Here is a 25,344-nt window from a genome sequence, read left to right as displayed (position 1 = left end):
TTATCGTCGCCCGGTAGGTTCAGGCGGGTGAGTGCATCACTCCTGCTGGTGGCCGCGGTATCGCTCGCGATCGCCGCCCTGTGCCGCCACTTCGGTTTGTCGGCCCCTCTGGTGTTGGTGGCGGTCGGCCTCGGGATCTGTTGGATCCCCGGGCTCCCCGACGTCGGACTCGACCCCGAGTTCGTGCTGTTCGTCATCCTGCCGCCGCTGCTGTACTCGGCCGCGCAGGACAGCTCGTATCAGGAGATCCGGGCCAACCGACGCGCCATCGGGCTGCTCGCGGTCGGGTTGCCACTGTTCTCGACGATCCTGGTGGGACTCGTTGCATGGGCTCGCATCCCCCATGTCCCGCTTGCTGCGGCGCTGGTTCTGGGTGCGGTCGTCGCTCCGCCGGACGCGGTGTCCGCGCAGGCGATCGGACGCCGCGTCGGATTGCCCCGTCGCATCATGACGCTGCTGGGCGGGGAGAGCCTGCTCAACGATGCAACCGCCCTCACCGCCCTTCGGGTCGCCCTGGCCGCGGCCATCGGCGCCACCACGACGGTGGTCAACGGCGTCTCCATGTTCCTGCTCGCCGCGGTGGGCGGTGTCGCGGTGGGGCTGGCGATCGGCTACCTGACCGCCCGCGTCCGCGACTGGCTGACCGACCCGACGATGGAAACGGCGATCGGGATCATGGTGCCCTTCGGCACCTACTTCATCGCCGAGGAACTGCATTCCTCCGGGGTGATCGCGGTGGTCACCGCCGGCCTGTTCCTCGGACAACGCTCGGTCCGACTCGGCTACGCCACCCGCATGCAGGACGACGCCGTGCGCCGATCCATCGATGCCATCCTCGAGGCGTTCGTCTTCCTGCTCATCGGTTTGCAACTGCCCGAACTGATCCGCGGGCTCTCCGGCCAGTCGTGGACACAGATCACCATCGACGCGGCCATCGTCCTCGCCGTCGTCATCGCGGTCCGCTTTCTCTGGGTGTTTCCGGCCACGTATCTGCCGCGGGTGTTCTCCCGGAAGGTTCGCGACGCCGAACCGGCACCCACGCCGAGCGCGGTGTTCGTCGTCGGATGGGCCGGGATGCGCGGCGTGGTCTCGCTCGCCGCGGCGTTCTCGATCCCGCTGTACACCGACTCCGGTGAACCGTTCCCGGCGCGCGCGGAAATCCTGTTCCTGACCTTCGTGGTGGTGGTCGGCACCCTGCTGATCCAGGGCACCACCTTGCCGTGGGTGATCCGGCGTCTCGGGGTGACCGGTGACGATCCGACCGAGGAGTTGCTCGCCTACGCCGGCGCGCAGGATCGCGCGACCCGTGAGGCCGAGAATCTGCTCGACCGCATCGAAGCCGAGATGGCACCCGATGACGTCCGTCGTCATCAGATCGGGTTTTTGCGCAAATGGGTCACCACACAACGCAATACGGCGTGGGAGGACCTCGGCCGGGGTCCCGAGGCGATCGGTGAGAGTCCGAACGCCGCAGGTAATCGCATCCGACTGAAGCTGGTGCGGGTGCAGCGCAAGGTGTTCATCGAGGAGCGCGACGCCGGCCGGATCGACGACGAGGTGTTGCGCAAGGCATTGCGCCGGCTCGACTTCGCCGAGGGCCTGACCGACCGCGACGACACCTGATCACTCGAGCGCCGGTATGACCGGTTGGTTCGCTTGGTCCGTGTGATCACGAGGATCCCAAGTGGGACAACTGGTTCAAATGGGGCGTCTGTGACTGAAGTTGCACCGAACCGTGATGGGACCACAACCGAATCACGGGCCGACCGGCAGTAGGTTGCCGATATGAGACGCCGGATGGCCGCGGGTGCGGCAGTACTCACCTGTGCCAGCGCAGCCTGGTTGGGCCTCGCAGCGCCGGCCCACGCGTGGACCACCGGCACCGCCCACGCCGGATCCGGGACGATGAGCGGCAACACGGTCACACTCTTCGGCGTCAACAACTCACCACTGGCCGGCGGACAGGGACAGTGCAGCGCCTTCGTGTATCCGATCTCGGCCCTCGGAGCACTCGAACAAGCCGCCCAGGTCGGCACGCAACGGGCAGCGGCGCGCGTACAAAACCAAGGGCCGCAGGTCGATTCGCTCAACAACCAGTACGACCAGGACATGTCGGGGGTGGGCACGCCGCTGGCCGTCGCCGACACGGTCACCGTCGGCGCGACCCCCACCACCCTGCTCACCTACCAGGGCACTGCCGCCCAGTACGCCGGATACGTCGTGTGCAGCTCCACCGCCGGACAGTCCAGCGATGAGGACTACACGGCCTTCCCGGTCTCCGCCTCGGCGCCCACCGCGCCCTCTCCCACCGCACCGTCGACCCCGGGCCACACCGACACCGACGGCGTACTGAACTCGGCGAGCAGCTGGATGAAGTGGTTGTGGACGTGCACCCAATCGAGCACCACGACCTGCGGCAACGCCCCTGCGCTGCCGGGCTTGACGCACTGACTGTTCGGGCACACTGACCGTTCGGGCACACTGACCGTTCGGGCGCGCTGCCGGCTCCAATGCGGCGGTCAGGATGCTTCGGACACCGGATCGCCCACCCCGGCCGCCTCGTAGACGACGGTCTCCTCGGTGCGCCCGCGGAGCGTGGCATGTTCGGCCTCACGCCACTTCTCGCGCTCGGCGGGCCGCGCGGCCTCCACGGCACGCCCGGATGCCAACGGGTGCCGCGGATTTCGTTTGGCGAGTTCGGACAGTCGCGCACTCTCGTTGACCGGGTCGCCGATCACGGTGTATTCGAAACGCTGGATCGCACCGACGTTGCCCGCCACAACCGGCCCATGGCTGACGCCGATGCCCGCCGACAGTTCCGGCACCTCCTCGCCGAGTCGTGTGGCGATCGTCCTGGCCGCCGCCAGGGCCGCACCGGCACAGTCCGACAACGCGATCGGCGCACCGAAGATCGCGAGCACCGCGTCGCCCTCGAACTTGTTGACCAGCCCCTTGTTCTCCTCGACGGCGGCGACGATCACCCCGAAGAAGCGATTCAGGATCTCCACCACCTCGACCGGTGAGCGCTCGGCGGCCAGTGTCGTCGAACCGATCACGTCGACGAAGACCGCGGCCACGACCTTCTCGGTGCCCCCGAGTTCGGGGTCGGAGGCCAGGGCGGCCTCGGCGACTTCGCGTCCGACGTGCCGACCGAACAAGTCGCGCATGTGTTCTCGTTCGCGCAGGCCGCCGACCATCAGGTTGAAACCGGCCTGCAGATCACCGAGTTCGGTGCCGTCGTAGACGACCACCTCGACGTCGTCGAGTTCTCCGGCTTCGACCCGGTGCAGCGCGGTACGCACGCTGCGGATGGGGCCGATGATGCTCAGTGACGACAACAGCGTCAGGATCAGTCCGGTGGCCAGGGCCGTCACCGCCAGTACCGCGACACCGACGAACATGTCGACCTTGGACGTCTCGGGCCGGAATGCTCCGAACAACACGACCAGCAGGATGCCGGTCACCGGGATCGCCGAGCCGACGAGCCACGACACGATCGCCCGGCTGCGCACCCCGCTGCGTTTGCGTCTGCGGTATCCGGCGCTGATGAGTTCGGCGGCCACGGGCCGCAACGAGAACTCGATCAGCAGATACGAGATCGCGACGACCACCACCCCGCTGAGACCGACGACGAAGATCGTCTTCGGGATCAGTTCGGGATGCGGAATCCCGAAGCAGAGGGTGAAGAAGATGACCGCACCGATCCAGAGGATCGCCTGGATGCTCACCAGGCGCCATGGTGCGCGACGGGCACGCCGCGCATCCCGTTCGGTCGGCGGCCGATCCCGGATCGCCCAACGCAGATCGCGCACGACAACGATCGTGCCCCAACCGATTCCGATGACGAACGCCCCGGCGACGTAGAGCGGCAACGCGAGAAAGTTGACCCACCAGAGATCGGGCTGGAACACCGACGGCTCCGGAATCCCCACCGACGACAGTGCGATGGCGATGATCGCGCCCACCAGGTTCGCGACGACGATCGACGCGGTCAACAGCGTCTGGATACGTAACCGCTGTTTGGACCCGCTCTCACTGGCCGACCCGAGCAGGATCGAGCCGTAGTCGCGCCTCCCCCGCTTCGGTGCCATGGAGCTACCCTGCCATACCCGAGTCCGTCACCGGGCTGTTGTCATACGCGGGGCAGCGCCGAGCGCGCCTTGAGCGCCAGCCAGAGTTCCATGCGGTCCTCGCCGTCGTCGAGCCTGCGCCCCGACAGCGTGGCGATGCGATCGATCCGATTGCGAACGGTGTTGCGGTGCACCGACAACCGGGCTGCCGCCGGGTCCCACGCGCCGTTGACGCGCAGCCACTCCTCGAGGGTCCGCATCAGTTCGACGCGCTCGCGCTCCTCGAGTTGATCGATCGGGGCGAGCACGGCGTCGGCGAATCCGCGGAGGAGCCGTGGCTCACCGAGCCCGATGAGCAGCTCGACGGTGCGGCCCTCGCGCGCATCGACCGGCCGACCAAGGCGTTCGCTGGCGCCCACCAGCGAGCGCGCCTGGGTCAGCGACACCGGCAACGACGCCACCGCGACCGGGGCGCCCAACCCGATCGGCGTGCCGGGAGCGATCGCGGTGAGCGTCGCGAGCAGCCCGTCGGATTCGGGGTGGGCGATCTCCACGAGCCGCCCGTGCGACCGGACGAGTCCGGCCGTCAAGGAGGACTGCAGGCGGAACAGCAACGCGTCCGCATCGTGGGGTGCGGGCGCGATCACCGCCGCGACGACGAGCGTCGTCCGCCAACCCAAGGAGTCCGCAAGCTGTTGTGCGCGTGCCGGTTTCAGGCCAGGACGAACCAGTTGGGCGAACACCGCACCTCGGCGCTGACGTTCGGGTTGGCCGGCGACGTGGCGACGTTGCACCTCCAACGCGAGCAGCGAGACGAGCACCGTCGACGAATGCCGCGCCACCGGATTGAGCTGGGCGTCCAACACGATGAACGCCAGCGCGACACCGGAGCCGACGGTGTGGATCTCTCGCCCGGCACGCAACACCCACGACTGTCCGGGCGGTTCGCGCGAGGCGGCCACCGCCAATTCCACGGCCTCCGTACGCGCCTGCTCCGAGGCCCCGGGAGAGGCCGCGATCAGCCGGCCCACACCGTCGCAGACCACACAATGCGCGCTCGACGCCTCGGCCCAGGTCTCCAGCAGCGCCGGCAACGGCGCGCTCGACGTGGCCACCGCGGTCAGTCGGCGATTGAGCTCCATCGCCTCCTCGAGATCGTGTCGCTGCTGGGCGGCCCGCTTCTCGAACACCCACTTGGTGATGGCGATGAAAGGCACCTCGACGGGGACCACGAGGAGCGGAACACCGATCTCGGCGGCCGCCGCACGCAGCGGCTCGGGGCAGGCGGCGTAGCGCGGGCCCAGACCCAGCACCAGGCCCGCGACACCACCGGCGCGGCAGTTGCGCACATACTCGCGACACCCTTGCTCGGTCATCTCCACCAGCAACCCGATGGTCATGAGCAGTTCCCCACCGCGCAGCCATTCGTGTGGGTCGGTCAGCTCGGAGACGTGCACCATCGTGACCTCGGCGTCGAGCGCCTCCCCTCCGGCCGCCACCTGCAGGTGGAGTTCGTCCGCTGCGGCGACCTCGCCGACGGTGATCATCGGATTCCCCTGGGCCCACTGTTGTACATATTGCCCAATCGTAATGACCGGATTGGACATTTTCGCACTGTCGGTGCAGGTCAGTGCGCCGCACTCTTGATGCACCGGCGACGACGCCACCCACCGAGTGTTCCGATCGACCCGAAAGCCCGTCATGACCCTCGATCTCCCCGCCGACGGCCCGACCGCCCGCGCCACCACCCGTCCTGCCATCGAGACCCGCTCCATCGACTACGTGCCCGACGACGAACGCCACGGCAAGGTCTCCGCACAGGGGCCGTTCTGGTTCGTCGGCAACTTCCAGCCGTTCACCCTCGCGCTGGGCTTCGTCGGCCCGGCGATGGGGTTGTCGTTGCTCTGGAGCATCGTCGCCGGCCTCGCCGGTATCGCCTTCGGCACATTGTTCATGGCGTTCCACGCCACGCAGGGCCCGGTCCTCGGGCTGCCCCAGATGATCCAGTCCCGAGCCCAATTCGGCTATCGCGGAGTGCTGTTGCCGCTGATCGGCACGCTGTTCACCTTCGTCGGCTTCAACGTCGTCGACATCGTGATCATCAAGTCCGGTCTGCAGTCCATCTTCGGCTGGAATCCGGTGGTGGTCGCCGTCGCGATGTCGGTGATCGCCGCCGCGCTGGCCATCTTCGGCCACGACCTACTGCACCGGGCGTTCAAGGTCCTCTTCTGGATCTCGTTGCCGCTGTGGCTGATTCTCACGATCGGCATCCTGGCCGGCTCGGTGCACGGGTCCCTCGGACCGGCCGGTCCGGGCGGCTTCACCCTCGTGGCGTTCCTGGTGCAGTTCTCGGTCGCGGCGTCCTACAACATCACCTACGCCCCGTACGTGTCGGACTACTCGCGGTACCTGCCCCGGGACACGCGCCCGTCCTCGATCATCGCCTCGGTGTTCCTCGGCGCTGCCGCCTCGCCGGCGTGGCTGATCCCGGTGGGTGCGTTCCTGGCGACCTACCTCGGTGCGTCGGACGCGTTGAGCGGCATCAATGACGGTGGCAATCAGGTCATCTCGGGCCTGGGTAGCGTCCTGGCGGTGGTCGCGACCCTGGTGCTGGTGGCGACGATGGGCCTCAATGCCTACAGCGGCATGCTGACCGTGGTCACCGCGATCGACTCGGTCCGCCAGATCTCCCCGACGCGCCGGCTCCGCGTGATCACGATTCTGGTCCTGACCGTCGTGTGGCTGGCGCTGTCACTGGCGTTGACCGATGCCACCGAATCACTGAACACCGCCCTGCTGATCATGCTCTACCTGCTGGTGCCGTGGACGGCGGTGAACCTCACCGACTACTTCTTCGTCCGCCGCGGCCACTACGTCATCGCCGACCTGTTCACGCCCGCAGGCGTATACGGCCGGTGGCCCTGGCGCGGTATCGGCGCTTTCCTGATCGGCATCGCCGCCGAGATCCCCTTCATGGACCTACCGTTCTTCGTCGGGCCCGCCGCGTCGGCGATGGGCGAGGTGGACATCGCCTTCGTCGTCGGTCTGGTGGTCTCGGGCGGAGCCTACGTGCTGTTCACCCGCACCCAGGATCTCTCCGCCGAAACCCGGCTCCTCACCGGCCACCCCGAACTGTCCGACCCGGCAGGTACCGGCGAGATCCGCACCGAGATCGCCGCAGAAGAGCACAGCATGGAGGAGAACTCATGAGTGACAACGTGATTGCCGGTCTCGACACCCAGTTCCCGGTCATCGACGGGGTGGTGGGGCAGGTCGATGCAGCACGCTTCCCCCGCTACGGCGCACCGGCCACCTTTGCCCGCCTGCCGCGTCGGGACCAGGTCGCCGATGCCGACGTGCACATCCTCGGCATCCCGTTCGACACCGGGGTCAGCTATCGGCCGGGCGCACGATTCGGCCCCGGGCACATTCGCGCATCGTCGAAGTTGCTGCGGCCCTTCAATCCCGCCCTCGGCGTGGCACCGTTCGCACAGCAGCAGGTCGTCGATTGCGGTGACCTGTCGGTTAATCCGTTCGCCATCACCGAGGCCATCGACACCATCAGCGCCGCGGCGAGAACCCTCGGCGCCGACGGCGCCACCCCGCTGATCCTCGGCGGCGACCACACCGTCGCACTGCCCATGCTGCGCGCGCTGCACGACCTACACGCGAAACCCGTTGCGGTACTACACTTCGATGCCCACCTCGACACCTGGAACTCCTACTTCGGTGCGCCCTATACCCACGGCACACCGTTCCGCCGGGCCAGCGAGGAAGGACTGATCGACATGGAACGCTCGATGCACGTCGGCATCCGCGGACCGCTCTACAGTGCCGCCGACCTCGACGACGACTCGGCGCTCGGGTTCGCCGTGGTACGCGCCGATGACTACGAATTCGACGGTGTGGCAAGCATTGTCGAACGGGTGCGCACGCGCCTGGCCGGTGGTCCGGTGTACGTCTCCATCGACATCGACGTCCTCGATCCAGCGCACGCACCGGGCACCGGAACCCCCGAGGCCGGCGGCCTGACCTCCCGCGAGCTGTTGAACACCCTGCGTGGCCTACGCGGCCTCGACATCGTCGGCACCGACATCGTCGAGGTCTCGCCCGCCTACGACCACGCCGAGATCACCGGTATCGCCGCCGCACATGTCGCCTACGAGATGCTGTCGATCCTCGGGCCCCGCCGCTGAAGCGGCCGGCCCACCGTCCCTGCCCTTTCCCACCTGAACGGATCCCCCATGACAACCGACACGCTCACCGCACGCGCACTCGATGCCCTCGACGCCCTGGTGGCCGCGTTCGCCGCGAATGACGAGGACGCCTACTTCGGCGCATTCGCCCCCGACGCGCAACTGGTCTTCCCCGATCAGGACCACACCGCGATCGGCGTCGCCGACTACCGGGCGCTGTGGCGTTCCTGGCGTGCCGAGGGCTGGGGTGTAGCCACGTGCGCGAGCAGCGATCGGCGCGTACTCGTCGTCGGCGCCGTCGCGATCGTGACCCATCGGGTGTCGACCACGCTGGCCGACGGCACCACGCTGTCCGAACGCGAGACGGTGGCCTTCGACCTCGACGCCGACCCCGGCCCGCAGGTCGTTCACGAACACCTGTCGGCGTGAGGCGCGCCGGGTGATGTAACGCCGCGCCAGGTCGTGAGCGATCCTCACGGTATCGGCGTCATCCCTCTCGACGCCGGCTGATGGCAGGAGTGTTCATGTCCGGTTCCGACGACACCCGCACCGCGGGCGGCGACCACGACTCGTCGATCGCGGCGAACTGGATGATTCACCCACCGCAGGCGCCGACCCCGGCGCCCCGTCGTCGGCGACGCCGGTTGATCGTGGTGGCCCTCATCGCGACGTTGACGATCAGCCTGTACGTACTGAGCTCGCTGATGTCGGGCGGCAATCGGGCTTCGGCGCTGGTCGGGCACCCGGAGGTCCTACGGCCCGGCTGCACGTGGGATTCGTCGGGCAACTACGTGCAGAACTGCAAGGTGTGGTCGGCGTCGATGAACAAATACATCGTCGTTCAGATCCGCGCCTCCAACAACAGCACGCAGGGCATCTACCTGCTCGACGGGATGCGCGCGGTGGATTCGCGGTCGGCGTGGACCACCGACGTACAAGCAGCAAAGGTCTACGACTCCAGCACCAACACCACGCTGGTGATGCCCGCCGGTGGCGCGTCGTCGTTCTACACCGACTGGAACGGTCCCGCGGGCGCGAACACCACGATCAAACAGGAAACCTTCCTGACCTCGGAGCTGCCCGACTATCTGTCGCAGAACTTCGGGGTGAGCAAGACCGGCAACGCCATCGTGGGCCTGTCGATGTCGGCGGGACCTGCGGTCACCCTGGCCGAGAAGCACCCCGAACAGTTCAAGGTCGTGCAGGCCATGTCGGGCTACTACCAGCTCGACAATCCGATCGGCGCGCTCGGCGTCCTCGCCTCCCAGACCATCGTGTCGAACTACACCAACGGCATCCTCAACATGTGGGGTGCGCCGGGTAGTGCGCAGTGGGCGGCCAACGATCCGTCGCGCAACGTCGACAAGCTCAAGCAGAACGGACAGGTGCTGATCATCTCCTCGGGCAACGGCTTCCTCACGCCGGCCGAGGCCGCCAAGCTCGCACCGCAGGATCAGATCAGTGCGATGGCGCTGGAGATGCTCTCGGCGGTCTCGACGGTGCTCATGCAGTTGCAGCTCGGCCAGTCCGGGGCATCGGTGATCTCGCTGCCCAACTATGGCGGCCACGACTGGGACAACTGGGGCCGGAGCCTGACCGACGGCAAGGACGACCTGCTGAACGCCTTGCGCCAGAACCCGCCGGTGACCGACAAGGCACAGGTCGTCAGTGCCACCGGAGCCACCAACACCGACGGTGTCACCGCGGCCGCGGCGAACATCCGCAAGGCGGCGAACACCACGGTGGCATTACCGGCCGTGGTGGCGAGCAGTTCGTCGGACGCAGCGGCGTCGAGTGCGTCGAGTGCAGCGGCGGCGAGTGCGGCGTCGTCGAGTGCCGAATCGTCCGCACCGGAGAGCGCGAGTTCGTCGGCGAGCACCACGACGTCGGAGGCCCCGTCGAGTGACAACCCCACCTCCGATGACGCGACCACGAGCGACTCCACCCCGACCGCCCCGTCGGCCGACTCGCAGTCGACGCTGACGACGACCACCCCGGCCTACTGACCAACGAAAGCTGCGGCGCCGGACGTTCATCGCGTCCGGCGCCGCAGCGTGTCTGATAGGTCAGGGTGTCTGAGGTGAGCGTTCGTCAGCTCACGCGGATCATCTTCTTGTTGACGAACTCGTCGATGCCGAAACGGCCGAGTTCGCGGCCGAAACCCGAGCGCTTCACACCGCCGAACGGCAACTCGGCACCCTCGGCACCCACGGCATTGACGAACACCATGCCGGCCTCGATCTTGTCGGCCACGCGCAGCGCCTGTTCGGAGTCGGTGGTGAACACATATGAGCCCAGGCCGAACGGGATGTCGTTGGCGAGTGCGACGGCCTCGTCCTCACCGGAGACCTTGTAGACCGTGGCGACCGGACCGAACAGTTCTTCCTTGGCCACCGGCGACTCCGGATCGATACCGGTGAGCACCGCCGGGGGGAAATGCGCGCCGGAGCGTTCACCCGCGGAATCCAGTGTCGCACCGGCCTTCACGGCCTTCTCGACCTGCTCCTCGAGGCGTTCGGCGGCGGCCAGCGACGACAGCGGCGCGAGGCCTTGCGCGGTCGCCTTGACCTTCTCGGTGAACTTGCCGAGGAACTCGTCGTAGATGCTCTCATCGACGATGAACCGTTTGGCGGCGTTGCAGGCCTGCCCGGTGTTCTCGAACCGGCCGTCGACGGCCGCGGAGACGGTCGCGTCGAGATCGTCGGTGGACAGCAGGATGAACGGATCGGACCCACCGAGTTCGAGGACCACCTTCTTCAGGTTGCGACCGGCGATCTCGGCGACGGCGGCACCGGCGCGCTCCGACCCGGTCAGCGACACACCCTGCACGCGCGGGTCGGCGATGGCGTCGGCGATCTGCTCGTTGGTGGCGTAGATGTTCACATACGCGCCGGCCGGATACCCGGCGTCAAGGAAGATCTGCTGCAGCGCCGCGGCCGACTCGGGGCACTGCGGGGCATGCTTGAGCACAATTGTGTTGCCCAGCACCAGGTTCGGGCCGGCGAAGCGGGCGACCTGATAGTAGGGGTAGTTCCACGGCATGATGCCGAGCAGCACGCCGACGGCACTGCGACGGATGAATGCCGACCCCTCGCCCTCGAGCAACGTGATCGGCTCGTCGGCGAGGAACTTCTCGGCGTTGTCGGCGTAGTACTCGTAGATCGCGGCACTGAACTCGACCTCGCCGACCGACTGATCGAGCGGCTTGCCCATCTCGCGCTGGATGATCGCGGCCAGCTCGTCCTTGCGTTCGGTGTGCAACTGCGCGACCTTGCGGATGAGGTCGCCACGCTCGGCGACCGTCGAGTTCTTCGACCATGTGGCGAAGGCGTCGGCGGCGGCGTCGATCGCGGCGCCCACCTGCTCGTCGGTGGCGGTCGGATATTCCTTGACGACCTCACCGGTCGCGGGATCGGTGACGGCGTACAGGGCCATCGGAACACTCTCCTCGTTCGCAGGGCAGCCCGGATGGCGCCCACTGCTCATGAGGGTAGCCTCCGATGCAACACCGCGCTCGGGAAACCGCAGAATCGGAGACTGATTACAGAGCTATTCGCAGCAGATCCCGACTTACGCGACGGAATCCGTCGGAAAGCCACCAGCCGCCGATGCTCCCGGAGTCAGACGATGGCCCTGCGCACAATCGTCTGGTCGCGGCCCGGGCCGACGCCGATGCAGGAGATGAAGGCCCCGGAGAGTTCCTCGAGCCGCAGGATGTAGTCCTGGGCGTTGCGCGGCAGCTCGTCGAAGGTCTTGCAGTTGCTGATGTCCTCCCACCAGCCCGGCATCTCCTCGTAGATCGGCTTGGCGTGGTGAAAGCCGGTCTGGGTCATCGGCATGTCCTCCACGCGCTCGCCGTCGACCTCGTAGGCGACGCAGATGGGCACCGTTTCCAGGCTGGAGAGGACGTCGAGTTTGGTCAGGAAGTAGTCGGTGATGCCGTTGACGCGTGTCGCATAGCGAGCGATCACCGCGTCGAACCATCCGCAGCGGCGGGCGCGTCCGGTGGTGACGCCGACCTCGCCGCCGGTCTTGGCGAGGTAGGCGCCCCACTCGTCGAAGAGTTCGGTCGGGAACGGCCCCGAGCCGACGCGCGTGGTGTAGGCCTTGAGGATGCCGAGCACGGTGGTGATGCGGTTGGGCCCGATCCCGGCGCCGACCGCTGCACCGCCCGCGGTCGGATTCGAGGACGTCACATAGGGATACGTGCCGTGGTCGACGTCGAGCAGGGTGCCCTGCGAGCCCTCGAGCAACACGGTCTCGCCGCGTTCGAGGGCCTGGTTGAGCAGCAGCCGGGTGTCGGCGATGCGGTGTTTGAAACCCTCGGCCTGGGCGAGGACCTCTTCGACGACCTGCTCGGGCTCGAGTGCGCGCCGATTGTAGATCTTCACCAGGATCTGGTTCTTGAGTTCGAGTGCGGCCTCGACCTTTTGGGCCAGGATCTTCTCGTCGAGGACGTCGGCCACGCGTACTCCGACACGGGCGATCTTGTCCTGATAGCAGGGGCCGATCCCACGGCCGGTGGTGCCGATCTTCTTGTTGCCCAGGAAGCGCTCGGTGACCTTGTCGATGGCCACGTGGTACGGCATCAGCAGGTGGGCGTCGGCGGAGAGCAGGAGCCCGGTGGTGTCGACGTCGCGGTCCTCGAGTCCGCCGAGTTCGGTCAGCAGCACGCCGGGGTCGACGACGACACCGTTGCCGATGACGTTGTTGACGCCGGGGGTGAGGATGCCCGACGGGATGAGGTGGAGCGCGAAGGTCTCGCCGTTCGGCAACACCACCGTGTGTCCGGCGTTGTTGCCGCCTTGGTAGCGAACCACCCACTGCAACTTGCCCCCGAGGAGATCGGTGGCCTTTCCCTTGCCCTCGTCGCCCCACTGGGCGCCGATCAGCACGATCGCGGCCATGTTCTCTTTCCGCCCTTCCGCTTGCCTTCGCAACCGGGACAACCCTACTGGTTCGGTCAGCTCGATACCCTATTCCCATGTCTTTCGCGGTCATCACGTCATCGCAGGTGTCGGCGTCGGGCCTTTCTCGCCGCGCGATCCGGGACGCGGTGGCGCAGCGGATCGCCGACCCCGCCGTCACCCGGCTGATCGTGGAACCCGCGGCCGAGTCCACAAGTGCAGACAGGGGGTCGTCGACCCACCCCGACGCCCACCTCGCGCAGGTCATCGCCGCTTTGATGCTCTCCGAACGCCTCGACGTCGAGGTCGCCTACGTGGCCGATCGCCCCACCGGCGCGACCCGCACGTACGGGTTGCCGCACGGGTCGGCGGCCCGCGATCTCGCCGAGCACGGCGACGCCGTGGCATTGCCGCTGATCCGCGACGACGCGGCGACCGTGCTGGTGGGCGTGGCCCGGCACCTCGGCGCCGAGGGGGCGCCATTGCACGGCGAGAGCTATGTCGACAGCGTCCGACTGTTCACCGGCGAGGTCCGCGGCATCCGGATCGAGCCCACCCCGCACGAGCCGGGTCTGCGGGCGCGCCTGGAGACCGGTGCGCTGGGCCGCTGGACGCGGCGAGGCCGATGGCACGACGGTCGGGCGATCCAGACCGGCGGCACCAATATCGTCGTCGAGCGGGAGGGCGTGCTCACCGATCGGGTGGTCAAACGGTCGACCTACTACCGTCATCACGTGGATCTCAACCTGGTGTGCCCCCGATGACCGGCCCGGCCTTCGGCAGACGCCGCAACCCGACGATGACCGAGATGGCCCGCGCCATCCAGCCCGGCGTCGTGTTCTTCGCGCTGATCGCGGTGGCGGTGCTCGGCGGCTGGCTCGCAGCGACCGCCGGCTCCGATCGCTCGTCGGGCAAGGCGACCCTGGGTGTGATCCTGCTCGTGCTCGCGGGTTGGGTGATCTCGTTGTGTCTGCACGAGTTCGGTCATGCGGTCACCGCCTACCGATTCGGTGACCGCGACGCCGAATTGCGCGGATATCTGACCCTGAATCCGTTGCGCTACACCCATCCGGGGCTGTCGCTGGGGTTGCCGTTGCTCATCATCCTGTTGGGCGGCATCGGTTTTCCCGGCGGGGCGGTGTACCTCAACGAGCGTGGCTTCACCAAGGCGCAGCGCACCATCGTGTCCCTGGCCGGTCCGGCGTGCAACATTCTGCTCGCCGTCGTGCTGCTCGGGGTGATCCGCGGGTTCGGTCCGTTCGTCGACAGCCCCATCGGACGCCTGCTGACCTCAAGCGACAGCATCAATCTGTGGGACGGACTGGCTATGCTGGCGTTCCTGCAGATCACCGCCGCCGTACTGAACCTGATCCCGATGCCCGGCTTCGACGGCTACAACGCGATCGAGCCGTACCTCTCGCCGCAAACCCGGCAGAGCGCTGCCGCCGTCGCACCGTACGGCTTCCTGCTCATCTTCGCCCTGCTGTTCATTCCGCAGCTCAACAAGGCGTTCTTCGACCTGATCTTCTGGCTGTTCGAATTGTCCGGCGTCCCATCCGGTCTGGCCGAGTGGGGGTGGGACACCTTCCTGTTCTGGCGGCGTTAGGGCAGCGTTGCGACTCCGGTCGACGCCGGGTCAGCTCACCCGTTCCCAGAAGGCGCCTGTCGCCCGGATCCAGCTGCGGGTGTTGACGCCCGTGCCGATGTAGCTGCCCTGACCGCAGTCGGTGGCGGCGAACCCGCTGCGATCGGTCACGGCGCTGGTGCGGTGATAGAAGATCCGGACACCCTGTGTCTCACCGGAATTGCGGCCCACCCCGACGCAGTCGAGTTCGAGGACCACCTTGACACCGGCCGGGCAGTTCACCGACGCCCCGGCCCAGTAGTTGTAGATACGGCAGTCCCGCGGCGATGCGGCCTGCGCATCACCCGGCGCAACGACGGCGGCGCCCAAGGCGATTCCGGACACGGCGAAGCCCGTGGCGATACGTGCGGCGATGGTCATGCGAATACCTGCTCTCCTGTGGGGGCCACGTCACCAGGACATTCGTCACAATTGCGGCAATCGTTACGCCCGTCGTCATGGGGGTCGGGGTCACGGGGTCAGGATCGCGGGGTCGAGAACCCGACGAGTTCAGGACGATCGACTCGTCCGGCACGAGCGGCGGTCACCGCCGCCGCCCCTAGGGCTGCGACGGCCAGCACGAAGCAGGCGATCGCATACGCCAGGCTGCCGGTCGGGGTGCCCGCAGCGGTGACGCCGTCGACGGCATCGAGGTAGGCCGGCAGCGCACTGATCCACAGCACCGCGAAGACGACGAGGTAGAGGGCCCCGAACACCACGATGAACGGCATCGCACTGCGCGGGTCGACACCGCTGGTGCGCTGCGGATCTCGCAGGTGACGGGCGAGCACGACCAGTCCGATCACCCAGAAGGCGGCGAGTTCGGTGGTCAGCACGATGGTCTGTGCGGCGACGTTGGGGGTGCCCTGGCCGAAGATCGCCGTGGGAATGGAGAACACCACCATGCCGATCGGCGCGCACACCCCGGTGACGACGATCCGCCATCCGAGCGAGAATCCGCGCGGTGGAGCGCCGGCCGCGCTGCTCACGCCGATCAGACGGACCGCAAGGTAGATCAACACCCCGAACGACACCGACGCGAACAGCCAGATGCTGTTCATCGGCACCGACGCCAGCATCGGGGAATTGGCCTTGTTGCCCAGATCGCTTGCGGTTCCGCCGAAGAAGGGTTCGTCGACGTTCCATGCCCACCACTTCATCTGAGGGCCGAGCTGATCGAAGATCTCGTAGAACGCCTGATACACCAACGCCGTGCACGCCGCTCCGGCCAGTGGGCCGCGGCGGGTGAACACCCCGAGGGCGCGGACGATCTCGTAGGCGAGCTGGCTGACCGCCGGATAGAACGCGACGATGTAGAGCGGCAACCGGTCGTACATGAACTGCACACTGAACACGTTGTGGGAGAACATGAAACCGACGGAGTGTTGCAGACCGAACCATTGTGGGAAGTACAGCGGCGGCTCGATGACGAACAGGTAGAGCAGCGATGCCAGCCAGATCGCCAAGTTCGTCGGATCACCGTCACGCCGCCACCGCCGCATTGCATGAAGCAGTGCCAGCACCGCGCCCAGAATGATCGTGTACTCCAGCACCGGCAGCGTCCAGTTGGCCAGCTGCGCCGGATTACGCAGGGTGACAACCGGATCGGCTGCCGAACAATCGAACCCCAGGTATCTCGTGATCAACTCCGCCGCCGACCCCGGCACACAGACACTCATGTCGAACCCCCTACTCGGCGGTTGCGGCCGTCACCGGCCCGCGGTGAGACCGGCGGCGTCGGGCAGCGGAATCACCTCGGCGTTGCGGCCCGGGGTGGCCCGCCCGTCGACCCAGACGTCGGCGGGCGGATGCCCGGTGGAATCGAATCCCGGTGGCAGTACGGTACGTCCCGTGGCGCGTTTGCACCAGTACCACGCCAGGCCGGCGAGAACCCGTGGACTGCGGACCATCTGCACCGCCGGTTCGTCGAGATTGAAGACCTTGGCGAAGTGGTCCTCGACCACCGAATCCTCCCGGGTGGTGCCGGAGATGAGGTTGAACACCGGCCAGGCGAGTCGCCCGACGATCCGCCGTCGCCACGGCGGCACCACCTCGGTGCCCTCCGCGCTGTCGTATCCCTGATCACGCGCCAACGCCAGCGTCCACGGGACCTTCAGCGACTTCGCCTGTGCGCGATAGAAGTCGGTGAAGAAGTCCCGATCCAGAGTTGTTCGGGCGGTGAGCTTCTCGTCGAGCAGCAGCGCCGAGCGGGCCGCCGAGCTCATCCCCTGGCCGTAGAGCGGATTGAACCCACAGATCGCATCGCCGATCACCACGAGGCCGGTCGGCGGGGCGTCGAGCAGATCGTAACGGCGCCAGGCGTTTCCGGTCGATTTGGTGACGAAGACCTTGGAGATCGGTTCGCACACGTCCACCGCCGCACCGAAGGTGGGGGCCCGAACCGCGTGGGCGGCATCGACGAAGTCGTCTTCCCGCAGCGGCATCTTGTGTCCCCACGACCCCATGGTGACCAGCACCCGATCCTTTTCGATCGGGAAGATCTGACAGAGGTAGTCGTCGACAGCGGGATGCTCGCCGGTGTCGGTGGTCGGCAGAACCGACAGGTGATGCCACCACCACCAGTCCGGTCTGCTTGCCCCCGTGGGCTTTTGGTACCACCGCGTCGAGTAGGTCGCACCGGCGTCGAGCGTGCGTACCGGCACCTGCGGCCATCCCGCCCGGTGCAGCCACTCGCTGACGCGTGAGCCGCGACCGAGCGCGTCGACGATGAGATCGGCCTCCACGACGTTGCCATCGGGCCCACCCGGGCGACCCGACAACCGGACGCCGGTGACCCGACGACCGTCGGCACCATCGGCCGTCTCGAGGCCGCTCACCCCGACACCCTCCTCCACGGTCACATTCGGTATGTCGCGCAGCATGTCCCGCAGAACGCGTTCGACGAGCAGCCGGGAGGAGTAGATCATCGTCATCGTCGACTCCTGCCGCGGAATCCAGCCACGACCCTCGCAGTGCGCGGCCGCCATCGACGGCATCAGTTGCATCCCACCGGCCTGAACCAGCGCGCGCTCGAAGCCGGGGAAGATCGTATCCATCGCGCGACGTCCGGAGTTGAGCAGAAAATGCGGGTGCCGGCTCTGCGGCACACCCCTCCGGTGTTCGGCACCGTCGGGCAGCACGTCGCGCTCGACGACGATCACCTCGTCGACGTGCCGCGCGAGGACCCCCGCCGCGCAGATCCCCGCGATACTCCCGCCCATCACCACAGCCCGCCCACCGTGCGACATCGCCACTCCTCTTTCGTCATTCGTCTTGATCATACAGTATCGCTTATGTGTATGACCGTAACCACGAAGGCGACGCGGAGTCAATGGTGAACTCAACGGGACGGGTACCCGAATACGTACGATGGGGGCGGCCGACCTGCACCGATACGCTCGGCACCACCCCCAGACGTGCCGGCCACACCCGAGGACCGAGGATGATCCCCATGGAGTTCACCGATTGCGCCGAGAGCGTTCGCTGATGCGCACCCGAGGATGGAACGGCACCCCGCCGGCCAGCGACGACGAGGCACGCGAACGCATCCTCGATGTCGCACGCCATGCGATCACCGTCGACGGCGCGATCAACCTGAGCATCACCGACATCGCCAGGGAACTCGGGGTGACCCGGCAGACGGTGTACCGCTATTTCCCCAGTGCCGACGCCGTTCTCATGGAGGCAGCGCTGCGGTCGGCGACCGCGGGCTTCCTCGATCGTCTCGCCGGGCACCTCGTCGGCATCACCGACCCGGCCGAAGCCGTCGTCGAGGGTCTCGCGACCACCCTCGAGGTGCTACCGGTCGATCCCTACGTCAGCGTGGTACTCAGTCCCGGCCACTCCAGCAGCCTGCAGTCCGCGATCACCTCCGAGGTGGCCATCGAGCTCTGCCGATCGATGTTGATGCAATTCGACATCGATTGGGCGCAAGCAGGTTTCGATGATGCCGAACTGGAGGAGCTGGCCGAGTTCCTGCTGCGGATCCTGCAGTCGTTCATCCTCGATCCGGGCCACCCGCCTCGCCAGGGCGCACACCTGCGCCGATATCTGCGGCGCTGGGTCTCCCCGGCGGTACGGGTGGCCGGTCTATCCGAAGGCTCCGGCGAATCCCGGACCCGCGCAGGTAGAAACACATGACCGCCAGCACGCTGCCCAGCACCCCGGTGTAGGCGCCGAACACCTGCGCCTCGACGGTCGAACCGACCTTGGTCAACCCCACGGCGAGCATGACGAAGAACGCCAGCGGGGCGAGATCGAGGATCGGGTGCAACGGCGGCGACGAGTCGGCGCGGGCGAGCCGCGCGCCGGCAGCCCTGGGCCCGATGACCCTGGTCAGCACGACCACCTGCAGGAACACGAGCAGCGTGAATCCCGGGAACACGCGCAGCGGCATCGCCATGTGGTCGGAGCCGATCGGCGACCCCCAGTAGCCCGCCACCTGCCCCGACTCGATCTGCGGGTAGGTGTAGGCACCGATCTTGATGCAGATGGCCTCGTAGATGACCGGCATCCACGAGACGAACATGCCGGCGATCAACGCCACCGAGATGGTTGTGAGCCAACTCCGGCCACGGTGGTCGACGGAGTAGTCGCCGCACAAGATGATCGAGGCGGCGCAGAACGCCGGCCACACCAGCACCGCGATCGAGACGGGCGGCACGATCGGCACGCCGAACAGCTGCGGCCCCCACAGACTCGTGTACGCGAAATGCGCTCCGTACCAACCACCGTCGGTGGCGATGTCGACGTACTCCGAGACCAGTTCCAGCGCCATCATCGTCACGAAGTAGACGATCATCGCGCGCACACCGAGCACACGTGTGATGTGCATGAGCAGCATCACCGCGATCACCAGCACCTGCGGGATCAGCAACCAGGCCGGCAAGAACGCGCCTTGCGGCAGAAAGAGATTGGCCGCGATCGAGACCATCCCGAGCCCGATCACCACCAGCAGAATGCGATCGAAACGAGTCCTCGTCGCCGAGCGGAGAACGGCGCGGATCGTCACCGCAGGCCGGTCGGTCGTTTCCGTCATGAGCGCCTCCCGGGGACCTTCAGGTCATACATTTGCCGTGCAGTGTATGACCGAGCGGGCAGTCACGTCCAGGGGTCATTGTGAGAACGTTGCCGTGGCGCAGTTCGGCGCGGGAACACCGCACGACTCGACGCAGGACCTCAGCACATGAGCTGGAGGCAGACCGCTGTCACCAGTTGAGATCTTCCGAGCATCTGTGCTGATCGTCGGCGGGATCGATCTGGACGGTCGCGTGACCGAGCCCATGGCGTGACAGCACGGCCTGCGCGGCCGGGAGTACTTCGGCATTGGGCCGGTCGCTGCCGAGGTGCACCGTCGCGACGTCCATTCCGGTGGTCAGCGACCAGACGTGCAGGTCGTGCACATCGGTGACCGAGGGGATCTCGGACAACTCGCGACGCACCTGGTCGACGTCGACGTGGGTGGGCGCCTGCTGATTGAGGATACGGAGGGCGTCGACGGCCAGCCGCAGGGCACGCGGCACGACCCACAGCGCGATGCCGACGGCCACGATGATGTCGGCGTAACCCCATCCGGTGGTCAGCGCCACGATGCCGGCGACGAGTACCCCGACACTGCCGACCGCATCGGCCAGCACCTCGAGGTAGGCGCCGCGAACCGCGATGGACTCCTGCGAATCGGCCCGCAACAAGAACATCACCAGCACGTTCACGGTCAGACCGACCAGCGCCACGACGATCAGGGTGAGACCGGGGACCTGGGGGTCCGACCCGATGCGCTCGATCGCCTCGTACAGGACGAAACCCGCGACGCCGATCAGCAGGACCGCATTGGCGACCGCGGTGAACACCTCGGCGCGGTGCCAGCCGAAGGTCCGGGTGTCGGTGGCCTTGCCGTGCCGGGCGAGCAGTAACGCGATGAGGCCCATGACCAGGGCGACGACGTCGGTGAGCATGTGTCCGGCATCGGCGATCAGCGCCAGCGAGTTGACCGCGAAGCCGACCAGGAGTTCGACGACGAAGTACGACCCGATCAGCCCGACGGCCACCGCCATCGGCCAGATGCGACGCTGCGACGCATTCGTCACGTCCACATGCGAATGGCTGTGGGAGTGCGACGGCGCGGCGGAGTGTGAATGTGAATGTCCCATGGCCCCGCCAATATATGCACGAGTACGCATATATAGCAAGGCTTAGGTGTGCCTGACCCCCCCGCCTCCGCCATCCCCGCCGATCGGGCGCCTATCTCCGTCGGCTGGGCGCTCATCGACGTCGACCGGGCGCCAAATCTCGTCGACCGTGCGCCATTTTTCACCGATCGGGCACAGCCACCCGAAATCGAGAGCACTACTCTTGCAATCGGCACCTCCGACGCGGATACTCGGGGGCATGACCAAGAGCACCGCTCTCGAAAACTCTCGTTCCCCGCACTCGGACGCCGTCACGCCACTGCCTCTCCACGGCACGGAGTACCTCTGGGGTGCCGGGGTGTTCGCCGTCGAGATCACTCTCTGGGCGGGCAGCGCGGCAGCCGGATACCATTGGGGTGCCCGGGCGGCGGGCCCGATCGGTGGGATCGGCCTGGCTTTGGCCGTGTTGGCGCTCATCGGGGTCTGCTGGGGTCGATGGATGGCCCCGAAGGCCACGCGACGATTGCGGGTGGCACCTCGCGTGGCAGTCGGCGTGATGCTGCTCTGCGCGGTCACCGCCGCTGCACTGCCGATACTGGGCGCCGGTGTGGCGATCGGATGTCTCGCGATCGCCGTCGGGGTCTTCGCGATCGGTCAGGTACGGATCGACGGCAAGGCCTGATCGAGCGCTTCGATGCTCATCGCCGCGGTGTCACCGGCCTTCACCAGGATCAACATCTCGTCGGCCAGGCGCTTGCGACTCAGGGACACCACCCCACGATAGAGCCCAGGCTCGCCTTCTACAGGTCGCAGCAGGTGCCCGTCGGCCCACACGCGGACCCCTGTCGCCTCCTTGGTTACCGACTCTTGTTCGGCTACACGCACTTTCACGTCCCACGAGCGGTCGGTATGCCCGATGTCGACCGAGTACGTCGGAGCCGGCGAACCGCCGTCACCAACGTCACCAGCCGGCTCGATCTGGTTGGCGGGCAACGTCGGCGTGAGGAACGCGGGTTCACGGCGCGTCGTCGCGGCCTCGTAGGCGCCCGCCAGATCCAGCAACCTGTCGTCACTGTAGGCCGCTCCGGCGAAGGTCAGTCCGACCGGCATCTGGATGTCGCCCATGACGCCCATCGGCACCGTCACACTCGGGATACCCAGATGGCGCAGCACCCGGTTGCCGTTGGAGTAGACGACGCCGTTGCGCATGGCCTCCTCACGACTCTCGGTCCGGGAGAACAGATCGGCGCGACCGACGCCGCCGGCAGCCGGGAATACCACTGCATCCAAGCCATTTTCGGTCAACCAGTCCTCGAAGTCCGCGGTGCGCGCCTGCTCGAGCCCGCGTAACAGATGGTCGATGTCCGGCACGTCGTCGTAGGACTCCGGAAGCCCCTGCTTGACGAGTTCGGCGAGCCGCTGCCAGTCGAATCCGCCGCGCGCGCGGGTGATCCACACCGCCACCGGTGCATCGTCGGCGGGAAACACCGTGTCGCCGTCGACGTCGGCCCAGCTGTTCAACGCGGGATCTCCGTTCTCGCGCAGGAATTGATCGAGGGCCATCGCGGTGATCGTGCCGCCCTCGAGCGCACGCCAGTTCGGTGGGACGAGGCCACGTTCCGCCGGCCCGTCGGCACTCGGGCGGTCCTGCTCGTAGTTCGACACGACGGGGAAGTCGACCTCCACCACCTCGGCTCCGAGCGCACGCAGATCGCCGAATGCCCTGTCCCACAAAGCGCGAACCGACGGTGTGATCACCGGGGGATCGAGTGGTACGCGGTCCTCGCCGATGTACATTCGCGGTACGCCGAGCCGCACACCGTCGAGTCGACTCGGTCGCGGGCGATGCACCGGCTGCGGGAGGACCTCCTCCGGGCCGCGCAAGGCTACGCGGGTCTGCTCTCGCCAGAAGTCACCGGTGCGGATCGGGTCGTCGACCGCCAACACATCGAGCAGGATCAGCAGATCCTCGACCGAACGGGTATGCGGCACAACCACATCGCAGGTCGGACGCAACGGCCAATTGCCGCGGATCGACAGCACACCCCGGGACGGCGTGTAGGCGACCAGTGCGTTGTTGGAGGCCGGTGAACGCCCCGACGACACCGTCTCCTCGGCCATCCCGAAGCCGCAGAAACTTGCCGCCACCGCCGTTCCGGAACCGTTTGACGACCCGGAACCATATGCGGCGGTGAGGAACTCCGGGTTGTACGGACTGCGCGCGTAGTCGTACACGCCGGGCTGGACACCACCGGCCGCCATCGGCGGCATGTTGGTCTTGCCGAGTAGCACCGCACCGGCGGCACGCAACTGCGCGACCGTGGCGGCATCCTCTCCCGCGACGACATCGGCCAACGCGGGCGAACCGCAGGCCACGGTCATCCCCTTGACCTTGTAGCTGTCCTTCACGGTGAACGGGACGCCTTCGAGCGGCCCGGCCACTCCGGCTCGCCGACGACGGTCGGAGTCGGCGGCCTCGTCGAGACAATTCGGGTTGAGCACGGCGATGGCGCGCAGACACTGACCGGTCCGGTCGTAGTAGGCGATCCGGTTGAGGTAGGCACACACCAGATCGACACTCGTCACGAGACCGGACTCAAGCGCATCGAGCATCTCTGCGACGCTCATCTCCACGACGTCAACGCGGTCCACCATCGACCCACCGGCCTTTCTCGTCATTGTCGACACAGGGTTGCGCGACTGAATTCTTGTATTTGCCGATTCAGCATTACTTCTCGCCGACTCAGCGCAGTGTCGCCACCGCAGACGATCGCCGCAATCCGGCGACCATCAACAGATCGACGAGCAACGACCGGATCTCGGCGAGCAGCGCGGTCTCTGACATCCCGCGTTCGGCGACGAGTTCGGCTCGCGCCTTGCGGGCAATAGTGCGCAGGACGCGTGCGGCGTCGGCCGGGTCCGGCGAGTGCCCCGGGTCGGCGAGCATCATCTCGCGCAGTATCTCGAAAGCGTCCCCGAGATCGCCGATGATCTCGATGAGTTCGGGACGCACCTCCTCACCACGCTGGGTGATCCCCAGGGCCCGTCGCGCGATGATCCGAAAGTTGCGGACCCCGTTGTCGATCGGGTCCGCGGTCGCCGAAATCCGTTGCAGCCGAAGCCGTGACCCCCAGTACAGCGGGGACAGCGTGCTGATCTCGCGGCCGCCGCTCATGTCCTGTCGCATCGTGTTGATCGCCCCCTGGGTTCCTCGCGCCTTCTCCAGCGCGGCGAACACCATGGATTCGTCACCGGCACGCATTCCCTCGGCCAGTTGCCGGGCGGCATCGCGGACCGTCGCGAGGACGGTGGCCGCGTCCCGGCGGGCGCGGGCAGCAGGATTCGCGGGCAGCAACGCACCGACCAGGATTCCGATCAAACCGCCGGTCAGGGCGTCGATCGCGCGATGGAAACCGCCGATTCCACCCGGCGGTAGCAGGGTCGCCACGAGCACCGCCGAGGACGCCGCCTGCATCGGGATGAGCGGGCCGTCGTCGAGGAAGACGGCCACCGCCATCGCGAGCGCCACCACCACGACGATCTGCCAACCGCCACTGCCGATTTCGACGATCAACAGGTCGCCGACGAGGATGCCGATGGTGACGCCGGCGACGAGCTCGACCGATCGGCGCCATCGGCGGCCCAGGGAGAGCCCGAGGGAGATGACCGCGGCGATCGGGGCGAAGAACGGTTGCTGGTGACCCAGCACCTCCAGCGCGAACCACCATGCGAGGCCGGCGGCGATCGCGCACTGCGCAATCGGGACCGCCGACAGCCAGAGTCTGCGGATGCGCACCCGCAACAATCGCGGCAACGCCTCGTAGCGGCGGCGAGCCCAGGTGGTCATCGGCGTCACGAAATCGGGTCGGAAGGAGTCCGAGTCAGTTCAGACCGAGCTGTCCGGCGGCATTCGGGTCACTGTCGTTGAGCAGATCGAGGCATCGCAGGTACTCGTCCTCCTCGCCGACCGCCTGGGCAGCACGGGCCAGCGCGCCGACACAGCGCAGGAAGCCCTGGTTGGGTTCGTGGCTCCACGGCACCGGGCCGAATCCCTTCCAGCCGTGGCGCCGCAGTTGGTCGAGGCCGCGGTGATATCCGGTGCGGGCGTAGGCGTAGGCCTCGATCACCTTGAGCGTGTCCGGTGTGCCGCTCAACGCACGTTCGGCCAGGTACGCCCAGGCGATCGACGCTGTCGGGTGCGCAGCGGCCACCTCGGCCGGCTCGGCACCGTTGAGCAGCGCCGATTCGGCGTCGTCGTCGCCGGTCAGCAGGACGGGTTGAGGACCCAGGAGGTCTCCGAAGGAAGTCACCCCACCATTCAAGCATCGAGGCACGCGCGACCACGACACGTCGCGCGAGGTCGACCCCGAGACGGGTACGTCGGATTCATCCGTTCGATCGGATGACCAAGTCTCCCCA

At 67.2% G+C, this 25,344-nt stretch carries 21 protein-coding genes; 10 read left to right on the top strand and 11 right to left on the bottom strand.

Annotation, left to right across the window (positions count from 1 at the left end):
* Window positions 1-27: 27 nt before the first annotated feature.
* Window positions 28-1,623 carry a Na+/H+ antiporter gene (locus GOPIP_RS21410; protein ID WP_006371898.1) on the top strand — a complete coding sequence of 532 codons (1,596 nt, stop codon included), beginning with the start codon at window positions 28-30 and terminating at the stop codon, window positions 1,621-1,623.
* 162 nt (window positions 1,624-1,785) lie between these two features.
* Window positions 1,786-2,451: a hypothetical protein gene (locus tag GOPIP_RS21405; protein ID WP_244421194.1), complete on the top strand. Its 666-nt coding sequence runs from the start codon at window positions 1,786-1,788 to the stop codon at window positions 2,449-2,451.
* A gap of 68 nt (window positions 2,452-2,519) precedes the next feature.
* On the opposite strand, the gene GOPIP_RS21400 is transcribed toward GOPIP_RS21405, so the two are convergent.
* Window positions 2,520-4,091, bottom strand: a complete 1,572-nt coding sequence (locus GOPIP_RS21400) for an adenylate/guanylate cyclase domain-containing protein (RefSeq protein ID WP_006371896.1) — start codon at window positions 4,089-4,091, stop codon at window positions 2,520-2,522.
* 41 nt (window positions 4,092-4,132) lie between these two features.
* Complete coding sequence (locus GOPIP_RS21395; protein WP_035728662.1) at window positions 4,133-5,617, bottom strand: PucR family transcriptional regulator; 1,485 nt, start codon at window positions 5,615-5,617, stop codon at window positions 4,133-4,135.
* Between the two features lie 154 nt (window positions 5,618-5,771).
* Here GOPIP_RS21395 and GOPIP_RS21390 point away from each other — a divergent pair, with 154 nt between their 5' ends.
* From GOPIP_RS21390 to GOPIP_RS21375, 4 genes are all read left to right on the top strand, one after another.
* Window positions 5,772-7,280, top strand: a complete 1,509-nt coding sequence (locus GOPIP_RS21390; protein ID WP_006371894.1) for a purine-cytosine permease family protein — start codon at window positions 5,772-5,774, stop codon at window positions 7,278-7,280.
* Window positions 7,277-8,266, top strand: coding sequence for an agmatinase (speB, locus tag GOPIP_RS21385; protein WP_006371893.1), 990 nt, complete (start codon window positions 7,277-7,279; stop codon window positions 8,264-8,266). The genes GOPIP_RS21390 and speB overlap by 4 nt, the downstream gene beginning before the upstream one ends.
* 48 nt (window positions 8,267-8,314) lie before the next feature.
* Window positions 8,315-8,695: a YybH family protein gene (locus GOPIP_RS21380; protein ID WP_006371892.1), complete on the top strand. Its 381-nt coding sequence runs from the start codon at window positions 8,315-8,317 to the stop codon at window positions 8,693-8,695.
* Window positions 8,696-8,790: 95 nt separating this feature from the next.
* The gene (locus GOPIP_RS21375; RefSeq protein ID WP_006371891.1) at window positions 8,791-10,272 is read left to right on the top strand and encodes an alpha/beta hydrolase; all 1,482 of its coding nucleotides are present in this window, start codon (window positions 8,791-8,793) and stop codon (window positions 10,270-10,272) included.
* Window positions 10,273-10,357: 85 nt separating this feature from the next.
* On the opposite strand, the gene GOPIP_RS21370 is transcribed toward GOPIP_RS21375, so the two are convergent.
* A complete protein-coding gene (locus tag GOPIP_RS21370; protein WP_006371890.1) occupies window positions 10,358-11,701 on the bottom strand; it encodes an NAD-dependent succinate-semialdehyde dehydrogenase in 1,344 nt (447 codons plus the stop codon).
* 185 nt (window positions 11,702-11,886) lie between these two features.
* Window positions 11,887-13,173 carry an adenylosuccinate synthase gene (locus tag GOPIP_RS21365; RefSeq protein WP_006371889.1) on the bottom strand — a complete coding sequence of 429 codons (1,287 nt, stop codon included), beginning with the start codon at window positions 13,171-13,173 and terminating at the stop codon, window positions 11,887-11,889.
* Between the two features lie 77 nt (window positions 13,174-13,250).
* On the opposite strand from GOPIP_RS21365, the gene GOPIP_RS21360 reads away from it, so the two are divergent.
* Both GOPIP_RS21360 and GOPIP_RS21355 read left to right on the top strand, forming a co-directional pair.
* Window positions 13,251-13,937 carry a hypothetical protein gene (locus tag GOPIP_RS21360; protein WP_006371888.1) on the top strand — a complete coding sequence of 229 codons (687 nt, stop codon included), beginning with the start codon at window positions 13,251-13,253 and terminating at the stop codon, window positions 13,935-13,937.
* The gene (locus GOPIP_RS21355) at window positions 13,934-14,779 is read left to right on the top strand and encodes a site-2 protease family protein (RefSeq protein WP_006371887.1); all 846 of its coding nucleotides are present in this window, start codon (window positions 13,934-13,936) and stop codon (window positions 14,777-14,779) included. Before GOPIP_RS21360 ends, GOPIP_RS21355 begins: the two co-directional genes overlap by 4 nt.
* A 30-nt stretch (window positions 14,780-14,809) precedes the next feature.
* On the opposite strand, the gene GOPIP_RS21350 is transcribed toward GOPIP_RS21355, so the two are convergent.
* The 3 genes from GOPIP_RS21350 to GOPIP_RS21340 all read right to left on the bottom strand — a co-directional run bounded on the left by GOPIP_RS21350 (window position 14,810) and on the right by GOPIP_RS21340 (window position 18,078).
* The gene (locus GOPIP_RS21350; RefSeq protein ID WP_006371886.1) at window positions 14,810-15,178 is read right to left on the bottom strand and encodes a hypothetical protein; all 369 of its coding nucleotides are present in this window, start codon (window positions 15,176-15,178) and stop codon (window positions 14,810-14,812) included.
* A 98-nt stretch (window positions 15,179-15,276) separates the two neighbouring features.
* Window positions 15,277-16,476, bottom strand: coding sequence for a hypothetical protein (locus GOPIP_RS21345; protein ID WP_006371885.1), 1,200 nt, complete (start codon window positions 16,474-16,476; stop codon window positions 15,277-15,279).
* A gap of 30 nt (window positions 16,477-16,506) precedes the next feature.
* A complete protein-coding gene (locus GOPIP_RS21340; RefSeq protein ID WP_244421193.1) occupies window positions 16,507-18,078 on the bottom strand; it encodes an FAD-dependent oxidoreductase in 1,572 nt (523 codons plus the stop codon).
* A 205-nt stretch (window positions 18,079-18,283) separates the two neighbouring features.
* On the opposite strand from GOPIP_RS21340, the gene GOPIP_RS21335 reads away from it, so the two are divergent.
* Window positions 18,284-18,937 (top strand): TetR/AcrR family transcriptional regulator, encoded by a 654-nt coding sequence (locus GOPIP_RS21335; RefSeq protein ID WP_006371883.1) that lies wholly within the window; start codon window positions 18,284-18,286, stop codon window positions 18,935-18,937.
* Window positions 18,938-20,004: 1,067 nt separating this feature from the next.
* On the opposite strand, the gene GOPIP_RS21330 is transcribed toward GOPIP_RS21335, so the two are convergent.
* Complete coding sequence (locus tag GOPIP_RS21330) at window positions 20,005-20,946, bottom strand: cation diffusion facilitator family transporter (RefSeq protein WP_006371881.1); 942 nt, start codon at window positions 20,944-20,946, stop codon at window positions 20,005-20,007.
* 238 nt (window positions 20,947-21,184) lie between these two features.
* Here GOPIP_RS21330 and GOPIP_RS21325 point away from each other — a divergent pair, with 238 nt between their 5' ends.
* Window positions 21,185-21,607 carry a YrdB family protein gene (locus GOPIP_RS21325; protein WP_006371880.1) on the top strand — a complete coding sequence of 141 codons (423 nt, stop codon included), beginning with the start codon at window positions 21,185-21,187 and terminating at the stop codon, window positions 21,605-21,607.
* Here the strand turns inward: GOPIP_RS21325 and GOPIP_RS21320 are convergent.
* The 3 genes from GOPIP_RS21320 to GOPIP_RS21310 form a co-directional block, all read right to left on the bottom strand.
* Window positions 21,580-23,580 (bottom strand): amidase, encoded by a 2,001-nt coding sequence (locus GOPIP_RS21320; RefSeq protein WP_006371879.1) that lies wholly within the window; start codon window positions 23,578-23,580, stop codon window positions 21,580-21,582. The two genes, GOPIP_RS21325 and GOPIP_RS21320, sit on opposite strands and share 28 nt — an antisense overlap.
* Window positions 23,581-23,668: 88 nt before the next feature.
* Window positions 23,669-24,772: an FUSC family protein gene (locus GOPIP_RS21315; RefSeq protein ID WP_014361592.1), complete on the bottom strand. Its 1,104-nt coding sequence runs from the start codon at window positions 24,770-24,772 to the stop codon at window positions 23,669-23,671.
* Window positions 24,773-24,806: 34 nt separating this feature from the next.
* Window positions 24,807-25,235, bottom strand: coding sequence for a DUF3151 domain-containing protein (locus GOPIP_RS21310; RefSeq protein ID WP_006371877.1), 429 nt, complete (start codon window positions 25,233-25,235; stop codon window positions 24,807-24,809).
* Window positions 25,236-25,344: the final 109 nt, after the last annotated feature.

The organism is Gordonia polyisoprenivorans NBRC 16320 = JCM 10675, assembly GCF_000241325.1.
Lineage (GTDB): Bacteria > Actinomycetota > Actinomycetes > Mycobacteriales > Mycobacteriaceae > Gordonia > Gordonia polyisoprenivorans.
This window is presented reverse-complemented; position numbering and strand designations above follow the sequence as displayed.